Source organism: Pseudomonas sp. HMSC067G02 (assembly GCF_001813485.1).
Classification (GTDB): domain Bacteria; phylum Pseudomonadota; class Gammaproteobacteria; order Pseudomonadales; family Pseudomonadaceae; genus Pseudomonas; species Pseudomonas aeruginosa.
Window position 1 is genome coordinate 17,681 of the sequence record NZ_KV812686.1, and the last position, 17,212, is coordinate 34,892.

The 17,212-nt window shown below is 57.8% G+C and carries 8 protein-coding genes and 1 pseudogene; all 9 read left to right on the top strand.

Annotated features, from left to right (window positions below; all coding sequences use genetic code 11):
• Window positions 1–152 precede the first annotated feature (152 nt).
• The 9 genes and pseudogenes from HMPREF2914_RS16880 (at window position 153) to xerC (ending at window position 16,812) form a co-directional block, all read left to right on the top strand.
• A complete protein-coding gene (locus tag HMPREF2914_RS16880; RefSeq protein ID WP_003086141.1) occupies window positions 153–6,818 on the top strand; it encodes a DUF3320 domain-containing protein in 6,666 nt (2,221 codons plus the stop codon).
• 103 nt (window positions 6,819–6,921) lie between these two features.
• Window positions 6,922–7,068 (top strand): annotated as a pseudogene (locus HMPREF2914_RS33165) (DUF4236 domain-containing protein); the annotation flags it as partial.
• 147 nt (window positions 7,069–7,215) lie between these two features.
• Complete coding sequence (locus tag HMPREF2914_RS16885; RefSeq protein WP_196714317.1) at window positions 7,216–8,019, top strand: hypothetical protein; 804 nt, start codon at window positions 7,216–7,218, stop codon at window positions 8,017–8,019.
• Window positions 8,020–8,237: 218 nt separating this feature from the next.
• On the top strand, window positions 8,238–10,490 hold the full coding sequence (locus HMPREF2914_RS16890) for an ATP-dependent helicase (RefSeq protein WP_169309823.1): 2,253 nt from the start codon (window positions 8,238–8,240) through the stop codon (window positions 10,488–10,490).
• A 237-nt stretch (window positions 10,491–10,727) separates the two neighbouring features.
• Entirely contained in the window at window positions 10,728–11,009 is a 282-nt protein-coding gene (locus tag HMPREF2914_RS32415) for a hypothetical protein (RefSeq protein ID WP_123788624.1), read from the top strand.
• Complete coding sequence (locus HMPREF2914_RS16895) at window positions 11,002–11,367, top strand: hypothetical protein (RefSeq protein WP_023098801.1); 366 nt, start codon at window positions 11,002–11,004, stop codon at window positions 11,365–11,367. The genes HMPREF2914_RS32415 and HMPREF2914_RS16895 overlap by 8 nt, the downstream gene beginning before the upstream one ends.
• Window positions 11,368–11,402: 35 nt before the next feature.
• Complete coding sequence (locus HMPREF2914_RS16900) at window positions 11,403–13,364, top strand: hypothetical protein (RefSeq protein ID WP_003086135.1); 1,962 nt, start codon at window positions 11,403–11,405, stop codon at window positions 13,362–13,364.
• Between the two features lie 248 nt (window positions 13,365–13,612).
• Complete coding sequence (mobH, locus tag HMPREF2914_RS16905; RefSeq protein WP_023098802.1) at window positions 13,613–15,532, top strand: MobH family relaxase; 1,920 nt, start codon at window positions 13,613–13,615, stop codon at window positions 15,530–15,532.
• Window positions 15,529–16,812, top strand: coding sequence for a site-specific integrase (gene xerC, locus HMPREF2914_RS16910; protein WP_003086133.1), 1,284 nt, complete (start codon window positions 15,529–15,531; stop codon window positions 16,810–16,812). Before mobH ends, xerC begins: the two co-directional genes overlap by 4 nt.
• The last annotated feature ends 400 nt before the right edge of the window (window positions 16,813–17,212 follow it).

The window sequence follows — 17,212 nt, forward strand, 5'->3', positions numbered from 1 at the left end:
CAGCTCGTCAACTCAACCCTTTGGCCACTCGCCATCATCCATCCAAGCCAGATAGGATGAAGCGATGTAGGGAAGCGCGCGCCGGGGGTAGGCCCGTCACGAGAGTTTTCCGCCGCCTGGCCACTTCGCTAGGTTTGGACAAGGAGATCGAAATGAGTGATGAGGTTATTCAGCAGCCAGGTAGCGAGCTGCCTCAGGATTCGCACGCCACCGTAGAGGCTATCGAGCCGGAGGCGATAAAGACCGTCCGCATTCAAGCGACGCTGGTCGCCAAGCTCAACCTGGCCGACTTCCAGAACTCGGTACCGGTGATTCGAGAGCTGCGCCTGATCAACGACAGTGATCAGAAGTACAGCAGACTGGAGCTTCAGCTCCTTTCCGACCCTCTCGTCTTCAAGCCCAAGACCTGGCATATCGACGCGCTGGGCCCTGGCACACTCCTTCCCATACCAGGGCTCGATCTGCAGATCGATGGTGCCCTGCTTGCCCGGCTTACTGAAGCAGAGAGCGTGGCCGTCACCTTTGTTCTGACGTCCCTGGGCAATGGTGACGAAGAGCGCCAAGAAGTCACCCGTCTTGAACTCACTCTGGAGCTACTCCCTCGCAATCAATGGGGCGGGTTATCCCATCTTCCCGACATGACCGCGGCCTTCGTCCAGCCTAACGACCTCGCGGTTGAGCGGCTGCTGAAGAAGGCCGCGGAGTTACTGCGCGACCAAGACAAGAACCCCGCGCTGAACGGTTACTCCAGCGGCTCAGCACACGCCTGGGAGATTGCATCGGCGATCTGGGCCGCAGTCGCGTCCCTAAAACTAGACTACGCCCTCCCCCCAGCTAGTTTCGAGCAGTTCGGCCAGAAAGTACGCAGTCCAAGCCACATTCTCGAGAGTGGCCTGGCGACGTGCTTCGACTTGTCATTGCTGTTCTGTGCAGCGCTAGAGCAAGCAGGCCTGAACCCGCTGCTGATCTTCACTCGAGGCCACGCATTCTCGGGCTTCTGGCTCAAAGCCGAGGAGTTCTCCAACAGTACCGTCGATGACATCACCGCGCTGCGCAAACGCATGAAGCTCAACGAGCTGAAGCTGTTTGAGACCACACTGATCACTCAACCCAACATCCCGTCACTGTCCTATGCCATAGAGCGCGGTGCCCAACATCTGGCTGAGGGCCAGGAGCAGGAATTTGAGCTCGCCCTGGACATCCGGCGTGCCCGGCTGCAGCGGATCAAACCACTGGCCACTACAGAGGCAGCTCCTGCTCTTGGTACCGCTAGTAGTGAGCAGAACCAGGCTGGCCAGGAACTACTCATCGACTTGCCACCCGAACTGCCTGACGAGGCCCCGGTTGAAGTTGACGTTGCGTCACTAGATCCCAAAGATCGCCTCGCCCGCTGGCAACGCAAGCTGCTCGATCTGTCCTTGCGTAACAACCTGTTGAACTTCAAGGCCGGCAAGAAAGCGGTTCGCTTGGAGGCACCAGATGCCGCGGCGCTTGAGGACATCCTCGCCAGCGGACAGCAGCTCAAGCTGCACACACGCCCTGACCTGATGGATGGTGCTGACCCGCGCGATCAAGCCTTGCACGAAGAAAGGGAACGCGAAGACCTTCGACGTCAGCATGCTTTGGATGCATTGAAGCGCAATGAAGTGTTCGTAGGCCTGCCGGTCACTGAGCTCGATGCCCGCCTCACCGAACTCTATCGGGGAGCCCGCACGAACCTGCAGGAAGGCGGCTCCAACACGCTGTTCCTCGCGCTAGGCTTCCTGACCTGGACACGTGAGGACAGAGAAAGCCAACGCTATCGAGCGCCGCTAATACTGGTACCGGTAACGCTTGAGCGAAAGAGCGCTCGTGCAGGCTTTACTCTGGTGATTCACGACGACGAGCCACGCTTCAACCCAACCCTGCAGGAAATGCTCCGTCAGGACTTTGAGCTAAGTCTGGGCATCGGAGATGGCGCGCTGCCGAAAGACGACTCAGGTCTGGATGTCGCGTTGATCTGGAGAACGGTTGCCCACGCGATCAAGGACATCAAGGGCTGGGAGGTCAGCGAAGATGTCGTCCTGTCGATGTTCTCGTTCGCCAAATACCTGATGTGGAAGGACCTCTCGGAGCGCTCTGATGCGCTGCGCCAAAGCCCCGTGGTCAAGCATCTGCTGGATACCCCACGCGATGCATTCAACGGCGGCGGTGGTGGGGCATTCCCGGAAGAGCGGAAGCTGGACACGCAATACAGCCCTCAGCAGGTCTTCTGCCCTCTTCCCTCTGACTCGTCACAACTCTCCGCGGTGCTGTCGGCAGCACAGGGACGCGACTTCGTTCTGATCGGGCCACCCGGCACCGGCAAAAGCCAGACGATCGTGAACATGATTGCTCAGTTCATTGCGCAGCAAAAACGCGTACTTTTCGTCTCAGAAAAGATCGCCGCGCTCGATGTTGTATACCGGCGCCTACGCGAGGTAGGCCTGGGTGAGTTTTGCCTCGAGGTTCACTCGAGCAAGTCGAAGAAAACCGAAGTCCTTGCCCAGCTGCACTCCGCCTGGGAGGCCCGTGGCACTGCTGACGCAGACACATGGCAGGCCGAGGCACAACGCCTGCAAGGGCATCGTGATGTGCTGAACCAGTATGCCGAGAGACTGCACGAGCGCTACCCCAATGGGTACACGATCTATGATGCCATCGGCATCGTCAGCACCAATCAGGATGTCGCTCCGATTAATCTCGCGTGGACATCGCACACGCAGCATCAGTCCGCGGATCTACTCGCTAAGCGGGAGATCGCCGATCGCCTGGAAGTCAATGCTCAGGCGGTCGGTTTCGGCACGCTGAACCAACACCCGCTGCATCTGATTGGTAACAACGATTGGTCTCCAACCTGGCAGCACCAGGTGATCGAGGCGGCACGTGAGCTCGGCCCTGCCATCCATGCGGTGCAAAAGGCCAGTGAGCGTTACATCCAAATGTCCGGCCTACCCTCGCTGCCAGCCAATATCAGGACGCTCAAAGGACTGGCCGCGTTGGCGAAGATCCTTCCCGCCGCCGCAGGACAGAACTGGAGCTTCGTGCTCCGTCCCGATGCCCGTGCAATCGGGCAACGTCTGGATGCAGGCCTGAAACTCATCGAGCAACACCGCACGCTCAACCAGACGCTCCCCGCATTCTGGACATCCAGTACGCTGGAGGAGTGCCAACGCGGACTGGGACTGCTGGCCCGGCATGCGGAGCTCAGATCTGGTCTGCCCCAACCCTGGCCAGTAGCGAGCATGATTCTGCTCAACCAGGGCCTGGAGACCCTTGCAGAGGTTGCACGAGTCACGCAGACGCTGTCCGTGGGTTACTCCGATGCCATTGAGGCACTGGATGTCCGTGCTCTGCTGCAGGAGTGGGATCAAGCCGGCAAATCGATGTGGCCGAAATCCTGGCTTGTCCAACGCAGAATCCGCGGGCACGTGGTGAGCACTCAATCGACGCCGGCGCCTACGACCATTGCGGAAGATCTTCAGCTCTGGACCACCATTCGTGAACTCCGCGCTCGCCTCGACGCCATTGATCCAGGGCCCTCTTCCAGCGCTGTATGGAAGGGTCACAACACTGACCCAGCCCTTCTGTCGGTGGTCATGCGCCTGCAGGCTTCGCTCGCTGCGTGCGTTGAAGGCCGTGCTTGGTCAGACGACGGCTTCGACCTCATCAGTCAGGGGCAGGCGGGCCTCGCACTGAAGGAAACGCTAGAGCGAATGCGAGACGTCCGGGCGCTCGAGGGTGAGATTTCCACACTCAACCCACTCACCCCCGCGACAGGATCGCTTTGGGCCGGACTGCAGACCCAAACCAAAGCGCTCAACGCTGCGCTGGCCTTCCAGCGCGCAAGACGGTCTATCCAGCAGGAAGGACGCCTGGAGGACGAGCATGAGCTCGTTGCTAGCGGCGCCTGTGGAGAGCGGCTCCAAGGTGAGCTGAAAATTCTCCGGCAGCGAGAAGCCATCGAGCGAGAACTAAGCGACCTGGCAGACCTGCGAGAACTGACATCCGGTCTGTGGCTGGGCCTGCATACGAAGGAAGACACGGTCTCCCGCGTACTCAAGTTCCACGCCCACCTCGCCAGCGCCATCTCTGCCCTTGTGCAAACACCAGAACATGTCGAGGGCGTCAAATCAGCGTTGGGGCGTTTGCTAGGTGACGCCAATGCCCTGCTCGAGCCCGAGGGTCAGTTGGCCCAGGCCGGCGGGCAGTTGCTGGAGTCGCTTGATAAGTACGTCGCGCATACGCAGAAGCTCGTCGACGCCGGGCATTTCTTGGCCGAGGACGCGGCCGACTTCACGGAGCAGGAGCTGAGTCAGCAGCATGTGCAGTGTGAGCAGATCGTGCAATCCGGCAATGGCCTGCACGCCTGGTGCGCCTGGAAGAAAGCATGCGATGAAGCATCCGCTCTCGGCCTGCTTCCGCTGGTCGATGCGCTGAAAGCAGGGCAGGTTCCACAAGGCTCTGTGCGCAAGGCATTCGAAACGAACTATGCCCGTTGGTGGTTGAACACGGCCGTTGATCACGAGCCTGTCATTCGCACATTCGTGAGCGTAGAACACGAGCAGCGCATTCGAGACTTCCGTGCCCTGGACGACCGCTTCACCGCGCTGACCCGTGATTTGCTGCGCGCACGCCTGTGTGCCGAGCTCCCCACACAGGACTCGGTGAGCAAGAACTCGGAATGGGGCGTCCTTCGGCACGAAATCACGAAGAAAACGCGCCACCTTCCGCTGCGCGAGCTGATGTCCAAAATCCCCGATGCCCTCACCAAGCTGACGCCGTGCTTGCTGATGAGTCCGCTCTCCATCGCCCAGTACCTGGCAGCGAACTCCAGCGTCTTCGATGTAGTGATCTTCGACGAAGCCTCACAGATTCCGGTATGGGATGCGATCGGCGCCATCGCTCGTGGCAAGCAGGTGGTGATGGTTGGCGACCCCAAACAGCTCCCCCCGACCTCCTTCTTCGATCGTGCTGAATCCACCCAGGATGACGTTGATGTCGAGGCCGACCTCGAAAGCATTTTGGATGAATGCATCAGTGCCAACCTGCCGATCCGCAACCTGAACTGGCACTACCGTAGTCGACACGAAAGCCTGATTGCGTTCTCGAACCAGCGCTACTACGAGTCCAAGCTGGTGACCTTCCCCTCCCCTGTTACAAATGATCGTGCCGTCAGCCTGCACGTCATCAACGGGGTGTACGAGAAAGGCTCTGCACGTACCAACCCTGCAGAGGCCAAGGCATTGGTCGCTGACCTGATCGGCCGGTTGCGTAGCCCTGGGTTCAAAGAGAGCAAGCTGACCATCGGCGTCGTGACATTTAACGGCGAACAGCAAAAGCTGATCGAGGATCTGCTCGACACCGAACGCCGAAAAGACCCGGCGCTGGAAAGCTACTTCTCGGAGAGCGAGCTTGAACCCGTCTTCGTGAAAAACCTGGAAAGTGTTCAGGGTGACGAGCGCGACATTATGTACTTCTCGATTACCTACGGCCCCGATGCTGCAGGCAACGTTGCCATGAACTTCGGCCCGCTCAATCGCACGGGAGGTGAGCGTCGGCTCAACGTCGCCGTCACCCGGGCTCGCCATGAACTTCGCGTCTTCAGCACCCTGCGAGCCGAAAAGATCGATCTAGCACGCACACAGGCCTTGGGCGTCCGCGATCTCAAGCACTTCCTCGAGTTTGCCGACCGCGGTGCTCGCGCACTTGCAGGAGCCGATACCGGGAGCCTAGGCGGATACGACAGCCCCTTTGAGGAAGCCGTTGCGAACGCGCTTCGTCGCAAGGGCTGGCAGGTCGTCACCCAAGTCGGCGTGTCGTCGTTCCGCATCGACCTCGCAGTTGTCGACCCCGATGCGCCTGGGCGCTACCTCGCCGGCGTCGAGTGCGACGGAGCAACCTACCACCGCAGCGCAACAGCCCGTGATCGGGACAAGCTGCGCGAGCAAGTGCTACGAGGTCTTGGTTGGGAGATTCTGCGCATCTGGTCGACCGACTGGTGGATCGACGCCTTGGGCACGGCACAGAAAACCCATGAGCACCTTGAGGCTCTGTTGGTCGAAAGCCGTCAGCAACGTGCGGCTCGTGAAGCCCAGGAGCAGTTGGCCGCGAATGCCGCTGAGTACCAAGCTCCGCTGGCCGACAACGTTGTAGCACTCCCTGTCGACCGTCCCCAGCTCAAAACCCCTGATGAGTCAGTGGAACCTGAAACCGAGAACGAGACGTTGGACATGCCGAGCGTGCGCTACGCCGATATGCAGGCAGACGCAGCACGCACTTCGATAACCTTCCCTTACTACCGAGGGAGCGACCCGCTGAGCGCCGTGGAAGGCGTGGATCCGGATGCATTCTTCGATCCGCGCTATGACACTGTCCTGGCGATGATGATCAAGCATGTGGTCGACGAGGAAGGCCCCGTCCTCGATACCTCGCTCGCCCGCCGAATCGCCCGGGCACATGGCTGGACTCGCACTGGCGCACGCATTCGTGATCGTGTCGTCAGCGTGGCCGATCGCGTACACCGCAAGGTTGAAGAGGACGCTGGGCACTTCTATTGGCCCAGCCGCTTACCAAACTGCGAAGCCGTAGCGTATCGCCGACCGACCGGCGCTGATCACACCCGTCCTGTCGACGAGATCTGCAGCTTGGAGCTCCTTGCCTTGGCACGTGCATTGGCAGACCAAAGCCTCGTCGGCGAAGACTTGCTCTACGCCATGGCACGAGAGCTCGGGCTGAGCAAAGTCTCGGCATCAACCCGGGCCAGAATCCAAGGCGTGATCGACCAGTTGTTCTCCTGACCAGCTTGTCGATCTCGTGGGCACAGCGTTGGCTGCGCTAGAAGACCGTACGATCGAGGGATTCCCCCGCTGCAAGGGGGCAGTTTCAAAGCCCGGAGGGAACATGGGATTGTCAGTGCGTAAGTCAGTGAGAGTGGGCCCGTTCAGGTTCAACCTCTCGAAGTCTGGAATTGGTGTTTCCGCCGGTATTAAGGGCCTCCGGGTTGGAACTGGGCCGAGGGGCAATTACATTCACATGGGGCGCGGAGGCTTTTACTACCGCCAAACCCTCCCATCCAATGGCTCGGCCCCTGCCATTGCATCACCCAAGCCGGCGAGAGCGCCTACCCCGGTAGTCGATATCCCATCGCATACACACGAGCCCCTCAAGGAAATCGATAGTGGCAAGATCGGCTTGATGGTGGATTCCTCATCGCAAGCGCTCGTCGACGAGCTGAATACCAAGCGAAAGCGCTTGCGCCTTTGGCCCTTCGTCGCCGCCCTCACCGTCGGCGCGTTTGTCCTCTCGGCGAAGCAGCTGCCACCCTGGGCACTGCTTACCCTACTCATCATTGGCGGCCTGCTAATAGCCGTAACGTACTACTGGGATCTGCTGAGAAAAACGACGGTCATGCTCTACGACATCGAGTCAGAATTCGCCGGTGTCGTCGAGCAATTGCACACCGCCTTCGACGGCGTTCGAAGCTGTCGCGCAACCTGGCATCTTCAGGCGCAAGGGAAGGTACATGATCGCAAGTACCACGCCGGCGCCAGTCACCTGGTGACCAGAAGCTCGATCGCACTCGGACTGCAAAACCCGCCCTTCGTCAAAACCAACGTTGCCACCCCCAGCATCCCCGTGGGCCGCCAGACCCTCTATTTCTTCCCGGACAAGGTGCTCGTGTTCGAAGCCAACGGGGTCGGCGCGGTGTCCTATGAAAACCTGCGAATCGACATCTCTACGACAAACTTCATCGAAGACGGCGCCGTCCCGAAAGATTCCGAGATCGTCAGCAGAACCTGGAAGTTTGTGAACAAAAAAGGTGGCCCAGACAGGCGCTTCAAGAACAACCGAGAACTGCCTGTCGTGCGCTATGAGGAGGTTCAGTTTTCGAGCAACACCGGCTTACTCGAGCGCATCCAGATATCCTGCGTAGGACGCACATCCAGCTTGGCCCAAGCTATCGGCAGAATCGGCAGAGCAAAAGGCGAGCGCCAGTAGCCATTGCGTAGTTGCTACCACGTCCGCAGCGACGAGGCTAAGGAGCGGGATGTAGCCACTCAGCGTGCTGATTGAGCGCCGCTGAGAGGGCTTGGCCACGACCGGCCAACGTTTTCTCGCAGACCAGGAGGCGCTCAGCTCTCTGGCAGATAGAATGGGCTTTCTCGTTTCAAATTGGAAAGTGGGCGATGTCAGAGCGGACGTACACGAAGGAACAATTGCAGGTCATCGAGCACGCAGGTGCCCATGCAATTGTGGCGGCAGTGGCAGGCTCGGGAAAAACCGAGACGCTGATTGGCCGCGTCCGGCATCTTCTGCGCGACATCAGCCCAGCCCATATCGCCGTCGTCATGTTCAACAGGGACGCCGCCCTATCGTTCCGGCGGCGTTTCGAGCAGGCAGTCCAAGGTACTGCGCCTGAAATCAGGACGTTCAACTCGATGGGCAACAAGATCGTCAATCGACTTGTCCAGAACGGGCTGCTTCCAGAAGCCAGGATAGAACCCAAGGATCATCTGCGGACGAAGATTGCCAAGGACGCTTTCACCCAGGTGTTTAAAGCGATCAACGGCAGCAACGTCACGCCGGACAAGGAGTTGATCGATGGATTTATCGCCTTCTTGCTGCTGGTCAAGTCGAGCACGCACAGCCCCGAGGAGGTGTTCGAAACACGCCAGTACGGGCCGATAACCCAAGGGTACGTCGAGGCATTTCGTCTCTATGAAGAGCACCGGGCGCAACTGAAGGTCAGGTTTTTTGAAGATCAGCTGTACGACCCCGTCAAGCTGATGCTGAGGCAACCCGCGACACAGCGATACGTTCAGAACCGGGTTGATCACCTCATCGTCGATGAAGCCCAGGACATGAACGGCATCCAGATCGCTCTGCTGAAAATCCTCGCCGGCGATCGGGCCAAGGTCATGCTCGTCGGGGATGAAGACCAGGCCATCTATGATTGGCGTGGTGCCGAACCCGACTACCTCATCCGGGGCTTTGAACAAGACTTTCCAGAAGCCACCCGATACACCCTGCCGCACACGTTCCGCTTTGGCCACATGCTTTCGATCGCGGCCAGCCAGGTAATCAGCTGCAACACCAATCGCAACCCCAAGATCAGCATCTCTGCGGAGGGCACACCGCGCACGCGTATCCACTGCCTGCCGCTGGCCCTCGGGCTGGCTGACCTGGGAGAACACGTAGCAGAGCGGCTCACCTCCGGGCTGAAGCTCCAGGACATCGCGGTGCTGGTGAGGACCTACGACCTGAGCGTCACCTTGGAGCTGGATCTGCACCAACGCGGTATCCCCTATCACGTCTATGGCCGGCCGCCGCTGATGCGTATTCCCGAGATCAGCGCGCTGCTCGGTGTCCTCCAGTTGGCCAGTGGCCGCTGGAAAACCTTGGATGCCAACCAGCTCCGATACGTCATCAAGAGTTTGATGTACCGCCCTACACTCTACTTGGACAAGGCAGCAATAAACCGTGTCGTAGAGCTCGTCGTGCGTCAGCCAGAATGCCTTGTTGAAGCCATCCGCTCGACCATCACACTGCAAACCAAAGACTATCAAGCCAACCAGATTCGTGACCGTGCGGATTTGCTTGAGATCCTGGCGACCGCCACCGATCCGCAGGATAAGGTGCTCACCGTCCTGGATCGCTATCTGCTGGCAACGGAGTTCGAACGCAATATCGAAAAGCAGTCCCCCACCGCGGATCAGGCGGCTGCCGTCATGGCGAACGTCCAGGCCTTCCGTCTCATTGCCAGCCGGCATGAAGGCAGCATCGACGCGTTTCTGGATAGCATCGACCCGCTCATCGACTCATCGGCCATGGAACCACCAACAACGCCACACGTGTGGATCAGCTCCATTCATCGAGCGAAAGGGGCACAGTGGTCAAGGGTCTTCGTACCTGGAGTCGTGAGAAGCGGCTTTCCCAGAGACGACCTAAGCGCCGATGAAATCGAGGCAGAGCGCCGGCTGTTCTACGTGGCCATCACGCGCGCCGTCGATGAGGTTTTCATTGCTCACCCCAACGACCTGGAGTTTCAGCGCAGCCTGGAGCGCCCGGACATCACTGAAACGCATCCGGAAACGAGCTCCGTATCTCGCTTTCTTTGGGAGATGGATATTGCCTTGGCTCGGCATGCAGGAGCCGCTGTCGAAGAAGGACGCTTCGCGGCCCTTGGAGAGGTAGACCGCCCCGAGGTCGCGAATACCTATTTCGCAACCTTCCCTTTCTCTAAAGACTGGCGCTATGCAAAGCGCCCACAGCCGCCCTCACCCGCGTCCGCGGGAGCAAACCACGACGTCGTCGGCGCGGCAAAAGGAACGCGGGTAATTCATGCCATCTTCGGGAGTGGAACCATCGACAGATGGATCGACGATCGCGTTCTGCGAGTCGTTTTTGACGATGGGGATACGCGTCTGCTGGTGGCCAGTATGGCGCCGATGAAGATAGCGTCGGCATAAAGACGGTACTCTAGGTCAGTAAGGGCGTCACTCGACACCATGTACAAGCCAATGGGTATCACATTGCGCGGAGTTCTATCCCATTTCCACGGGCAGTTTGAAAAGGGCTGAAAACTTCGAATCTTGCCGGACGACTCATGGGTTAGGGCTTAGTAACCGCGAAGGATGTGACTGTAGTGGTCTACTGATCCCGGACACCGATTTAGGCGAAAATCCTCGCCGAGAGAGAAGTGTCTGATGAGCAAGCAACGGCGTACGTTTTCCGCTAAGCTAACAGTACCCGCTGTACATTCGTCCCCTGTTTTGGGAAAGTTTGATTTGCAGCTACATGTATCTGCGCGCGCCCCTAGAGACCTGCACAGACTGCTCGAAATGGCAGTTCATGAGTTGCAGGAGAAAATCAATACGAATGGAACTGTGGCAATGAACGAGCACAGGAAATACCCCAGAGGCATGTCGGGCACCCTGGGTAACTACCAGTTCGAGCTTGGCATTATCGGCGAGGCCAGCCATGAGTGACTCAAATGAAGCTAAGGTAGCGAAGTGGATGGAGAAGGAAACGCTGGCTGAGCATCTGGGGCCTCTGCTTGAACGTTACGATGTAAAATACCGTGGGCATGGGATTATTTATGTCGACCACGAACAATACAATATTTTAACCATTCAGCAAATTCTTGCGGACATGAGTTCCTATCTAGGCGTTTCAAAAGAGCTGATTCGCTCTAGGTTGATAGACTTTGGTTGGCTCATCGATGTCCGCAGAGTCTTGCCTGTCCGGGACAGTGCTGCGCGTGTCATTGACAATCTGGAGTCTTGGGCGGCGGACGAACCAGAGGAGAATGCCCCCGAAATGGACGATCAATATGACCGAGATTAACTCCAAGTCACGCCCTCCCTTGGCTGCGAGACTGTATGCACCCAGAACACTTTGATTTATCTAGCTCTCCATTCCTACCGGTTGCGACTGAAACCTGCTTAAGTTTGTTAGGTGCTAATGGCGCAAAATCTCTTACCGATCTGACGGATCCAGAGCTGGCTGCGATCTTGGTGATCCAGAACTTGGCGAGTGAGGCAGCGGAGCAGCTCACCTCTCATTGGGTAGAAAGTGTTCTGGCCAAGCTCATTGCTTGGGCAGTTGACACTCGGAAAACAGAGGCCCCAGGATTATTGTCGGAGGCACAACGACTTTTTGAGCCGGGTAAGTTCTACTCTGGTTGCAAGGTTGCTAAACGTTTGAATCTGCGATTTCTCCTCCCTGATGAAGTTTCAGCACGGGATTACTTGTTGCCAAATGGAAAATGGGATGTCACATTTAAGGCCCGCCACTGCAGAAATAAAAGCCCGTTTAGCGAGCAGGTAGTTACGCCCTGGCACCGTGAGCGATGGTTGACCCCTGCGCAGGACAAATTGATCAGGACTTTCCGCGCCAATCTGGATGAACACCTGCATATTCAAGGTTATGCAGGGATAGGCAAGAGCCATCTGTTAGGCGCCCTGAGAGAGTGCCTGCGCCCCGAAAACACGTTGGTGCTGGCACACACAGAGGGAAAGCTGGAAGCTCTTCGCAGACGCATGGGCGGAGCGCATGCCAAGGAAACGAGCTTTACCTTCATGAGGTTCGCACAGAGTCTTCTGCCCGTATACAGACCTCAATCTGGGAGCGCGCCGGCCAGGAACCCAAGCAAGTTAGCATTGTCGCAGGAGCTGAGTATCCTCGGTCTTGCTGGATACGATAAGCTTGCGACGCTGAATATCTGTTTGAAGGTGATCGAGCGCTATTGCCAGTCTAGAGACGTCTTGCTATCAGCCAAGCATCTACCTAAGTTTCAGCCCCCCCTGTCTAACTTGGATACCAGGGTGCTTCTGCAATATTCAAGTCGTCTATGGATGTACGTTGAGGCAAATCCAACCTTGGACAAACTGGTTGGGCTCGAGACGTTACTGCCGATAAAGCGCGCAAGTCTAGCGGGCTGTGTGGTTCCGGCGCGTTATTCCCACGTCCTCATCGACGAAAGCCAGGACCTCCCTGAATCGCTGCTTCAAATCATTGAGCGTGGCCGCCAAGTGCTAATTACCCTTGGTGATGAATATCAACAAGCCGGTGGCGCAATAGTTAATAGAAAACGTGAAGTTAGGCGAAGCGATATTAGCTATTCCGTTCGCTCAGGTCGTAACGTCGAGAGCCTGGTCAACCCACTAATCTACCGGCACTCGAAGAAAGGTAAGATCCCCTTCGAAGGCGCTAGCGAAGATGACGTCGTTATCAAATATTACCCCCAGAACTTTCTGCCCTCAGACGGTTGCGTAGTACTGACTGCATCATACTGGGACACAATGAGATGGATCATCCAGATGAACGCCGTCGAGCGACCGCTAAGTCTATGGAATGCAAACGCGCTGATGGATTTTAAGCAGTTTATGGCTACCGCCATAGCACTGTTCAAACCGGACTTCTACAGAGTCGATCAAATTAGTGGTGGACCGCATCTGTATTTTAGTGAGACGTCTAACTGGCAGCAGGTGCGTGAGGCGAACAAGTATGACGGGGCGTTTCTTTGGGTGGAGGCTGAACTGGAAAAAGGCTTCAATATTGCCGATATGAACCAGCTAAAATGGATGCTCGGCCAGCAAGACAAAAGCTGTACTATAATGATGGCGAGAGAGGCCGGAGGGATGGAGTTCGACCGAGTCTTTCTGACCCCTGAGCTACTTACAAACGAAAAATTCAAAAATTCGGATGAGTTCGATGAACAAATCTGTGCTGTATACATTGCGATATCTCGTGCAAAACGGAAACTCTACCTTCCTTGCGACGTGATCGAGTGGGTCGAACTTCACAACCGCCAGCAATTCCGCGAGCTGAGTGGCTACTAATTGAGTTTGCCCTCACGCCAATCAGCTTTGGATCCAAAAGCGAGAATGGGATTCGTTCACTCTTTGCCGCTTGCTGCCAGTCAGCATCGGGTCTCGGATTGAGATGCACTCGAAATCGCCATGCAGCTGAATGGTGAAAGATGGCACATTGCCAACAAAATACCCTTCCCCGCTACCGTTGTTTTATCGTTGTTGCCAGCCCTGATCTGGCGGAAAAGCCCGCTCCATGAATCGTCATGGAGCTTCCCATGTTTCAACTCCTTTCCTGGATATCCAGGAAGCCGTCCCCCACCCCACCAACCAAAGCTGCCCCAGGGGGATTCATCCCTCCTCTGAGCAGCATGGAACTGCTCGGCACGCCTCGGCGCCGGCAGCTACTGGAGAACATCTGGCAACGTGCCTCGCTATCCAAGCAGCAATTCGAGGAGATCTACCGGCGGCCACTGGCCAACTATGCAGAGCTGGTCCAGCAGCTCCCTGCCTCGGAAAACCATCACCATGCCCATCCAGGCGGGATGATCGATCACGGCCTGGAGATCGTGGCCTACGCACTCAAGGTACGGCAGACCTACCTGCTCCCGATCGGCGCAGCGCCGGAGTCACAGTCAGCCCAGGCTGAAGCCTGGTCGGCCGCCGCGGCGTATGGCGCCCTGGCTCACGACATAGGCAAGATCGTCGTAGACCTGCAGGTGGAGCTGCAGGACGGCAGCACCTGGCGCCCTTGGAACGGACCGATCAACCAGCCATACCGCTTCAAGTACGTGAAGTCCCGCGAATACCAGCTCCACGGCGCTGCCTCAGCACTCCTCATCCACCAACTGCTACCGCGCACGGCACTCGATTGGCTCAGTCGCTTTCCAGAGCTGTGGGCTCAATTGATCTACCTGTTCGCTGGGCAGTACGAGCACGCCGGGATCCTCGGCGAGATCATCGTGAAGGCAGACCAGGCCTCAGTTGCACAGGAGCTAGGAGGCAATCCGGATCGAGCTCTGGCTGCACCGAAGCAGTCGCTGCAGCGGCAGTTGGCAGACGGCCTTCGCTTCTTGGTGAAGGACAAGTTCAAGTTGAATCAACCTAGCGGCCCGTCCGATGGATGGCTGACCCAGGACGCACTCTGGCTGGTGAGCAAGCCTGCCGCCGATCAACTGAGAGCCTACCTACTGGCCCAGGGTATCGAGGGGGTGCCCTCCTCCAACGCGCCGTTCTTCAACATGCTTCAGGACCAAGCCGTCATCCAGACAAATGCCGAGGACAAGGCCATCTGGACGGCCACGGTAGACAACGGTGCTGGATGGAGAAACAAGTTCACGCTACTCAAGATTGCTCCAGCCTTGATCTGGACAGATGCTGCCGAGCGCCCCTCACCCTACAGCGGATCACTGGTCGTTGAAGATGGAACCGCCTCAACGGAAAAGCCGGAAACGACCTGTGAAATTCCCAACGAGCCGGCTGAACAGCAGCAAGCACCAGAAACGAAGATGACGCTCCATCAACCTGCGCCGAGCGTTGCGAAACCGTCAAACGAGATGCGGGCGATTGCGGAGCCCTCAACTGATGACCAGGAAGAAACAGACGATTTGTACGCGCTTCTTGGTAATATCACTTCGCCATCAGAAGAGCTAGACACTAGCCACGACTCACCGGCTGCTTCTCCTACGAACACTCGCGGGGAGGAGAACCTACAGCAGCCACTAGGGAACAAGGAGCCAACAGATTGCGCTCCTGAAGCAGTTGAAGATGTATTTATGCCTAGCAGAAGCACTGATCTGGGACAGGGATTCGTTGGCTGGATGAAATCTGGTATCGCGACCCGTCGCCTGTTCATCAACGACACCAAGGCTTTGGTGCATACCGTCGACGGGACCGCCATGCTGGTCACGCCAGGAATCTTCAAGCGTTATGTCCAGGAGCATCCAGAGCTCGAAAAGCTGGCCCAGGCCAAGGATACGACTGGCTGGAAGCTGGTGCAGCGCGCGTTCGAGAAACAAGGTCTTCACCGAAAGACCAGTAAAAACCTGAACATCTGGACCATCAAGGTTTCTGGTCCTCGCAAGACGAAAGAGCTCAAGGCCTACCTGCTCCAGGATCCCAAATTGCTGTTCCCTGAGCAGCCTCTGGACAACCCAAGCCTCACGGTCATCACCGATGCCGAAGGAGGTGTGGAATGACGCCGCAGCAGCTCACCGAAGAGTACATCTTCGCGCACGATCTCCGGGAAGCCAGCGCGAAGATCTACCGCGCCGCGACCAAGGCGCTGCTCAAGCACTTCGGTCCTACGGCAACCGTACAGGACGTGGACCACCGGGCTGTCCTGGGATGGCGGCGCAAGGTACTGGAACAAGGCCTGTCGAAGCGGAGCTGGAACACGTACTCGAATCATCTGCGGACGATCTGGGGCTATGCCATCGAGCACGAGCTGGTGACACACTCCCAAGTCAACCCGTTCAGAAAGACCACCGTCATCCCCCCCAGGCGAGCAAGCAAAACCGTCGCCGCCGAAGCCATCCTGCGCGCCCGCCATTGGCTCAACATGCAGGTCGGCGCCGAGCGCGGCACCGGCGAACGCGCACGGATCACGCCCGCCTGGTTCTGGCTTTGCACGTTTGAGGTCTTCTACTTCACCGGCATCCGGTTGAATGCGCTGTTGTGCATCCGCAAGCGCGACATCGACTGGGAAAATCAACTGATCCTCATCCGCGGCGAGACAGAGAAGACTCACAAAGAGTTCGTAGTGCCAATAACGGAGGGGCTTGTGCCTCACCTATCGAGGCTCCTGCAAGAGGCCGATAGAGCCGGATTCGCCGATGACGACCAGTTGTTCAACGTCAACCGGTTCTCGCCGCACTACAAGAGCAAGGTGATGAACTCCGACCAAGTCGAAGCCATGTACCGGAAGTTGACCGAGAAGGTTGGGGTGCGGATGACCCCGCACCGTTTCCGGCACACCCTGGCCACCGACTTGATGAAGGCACCCGAGCGGAACATCCACCTCACGAAGTGCCTGCTCAACCACTCGAATATCCAGACCACGATGAGCTACATCGAGGCCGACTACGATCACATGCGTACCGTGCTGCATGCTAGAAGCCTGGCCCAAGGCGCGCTAGAGAATATCAGGAAGGTGGATTACAGCGGCTCCCCGCAAGCCTCTGCCAAACCGAAACCATGCGGGCAACCTCTCGCTCGAGTGAGTGAAGCGCCGCCACCGGAGGCCAGGACAGAGCCTGCAGAACCAAGGGAGCACACACCATGGACAGGCATTCAGGGAGGTCCAACCGCGTGGGAAGCAGAAGCGCTACCACAGCCACCTGACACCTTTGAGCAAAGCGTGCTGTTCACTCTGATGGCTCAACACTTATCGAACCGTGCCGCCTCGGCGTCCGCGGCTCCCGCTGCAACAAGTGGAACTGGTGGATGGGGATCTGCCGCCCGAAGCAGTCTCGCCTAGCGATACCGGTACTGAGGGGCCGGCTACCGGACGAAAGGTAGCCGCGCCTCCCAGCAGATCGCTAGGCCTGTAGGAAAAATCTGGAATTACCGAGAGCGCCTGGATTCCAGCGCCGGCATGCTGGCAGAGCCTCGCATTTTCAAGGCCAACACCGCAGTACCCTCTGTAATCGCTGATTACGTCGGGGGCACATTGCTACGCCTGCAGAATGGTTTTAGGGCCTTAGAAACAGAAAAGCCCACCTAAAAAGGCGGGCTATTCCATATTGACATCACGTCAATGCGGGCCTAATGTTCGGCCCAGACGGCTGCAAGGCTAGAACGGTGCAACACCCCCTTCCTAGACCTACGCAACTCGCCCCTCTGAAAATGGTGGGTCGTGTAGGATTCGAACCTACGAC

Excerpts from the sequence above, each read along its gene's own strand:
- HMPREF2914_RS16885 (WP_196714317.1), top strand. The coding sequence starts at position 7,216 with ATGGTGGATTCCTCATCGCAAGCGCTCGTCGACGAGCTGAATACCAAG.
- HMPREF2914_RS16900 (WP_003086135.1), top strand. The coding sequence starts at position 11,403 with ATGCACCCAGAACACTTTGATTTATCTAGCTCTCCATTCCTACCGGTT.
- HMPREF2914_RS32415 (WP_123788624.1), top strand. The coding sequence starts at position 10,728 with ATGAGCAAGCAACGGCGTACGTTTTCCGCTAAGCTAACAGTACCCGCT.
- mobH (WP_023098802.1), top strand. The coding sequence starts at position 13,613 with ATGTTTCAACTCCTTTCCTGGATATCCAGGAAGCCGTCCCCCACCCCA.
- HMPREF2914_RS16880 (WP_003086141.1), top strand. The coding sequence starts at position 153 with ATGAGTGATGAGGTTATTCAGCAGCCAGGTAGCGAGCTGCCTCAGGAT.
- HMPREF2914_RS16895 (WP_023098801.1), top strand. The coding sequence starts at position 11,002 with ATGAGTGACTCAAATGAAGCTAAGGTAGCGAAGTGGATGGAGAAGGAA.
- xerC (WP_003086133.1), top strand. The coding sequence starts at position 15,529 with ATGACGCCGCAGCAGCTCACCGAAGAGTACATCTTCGCGCACGATCTC.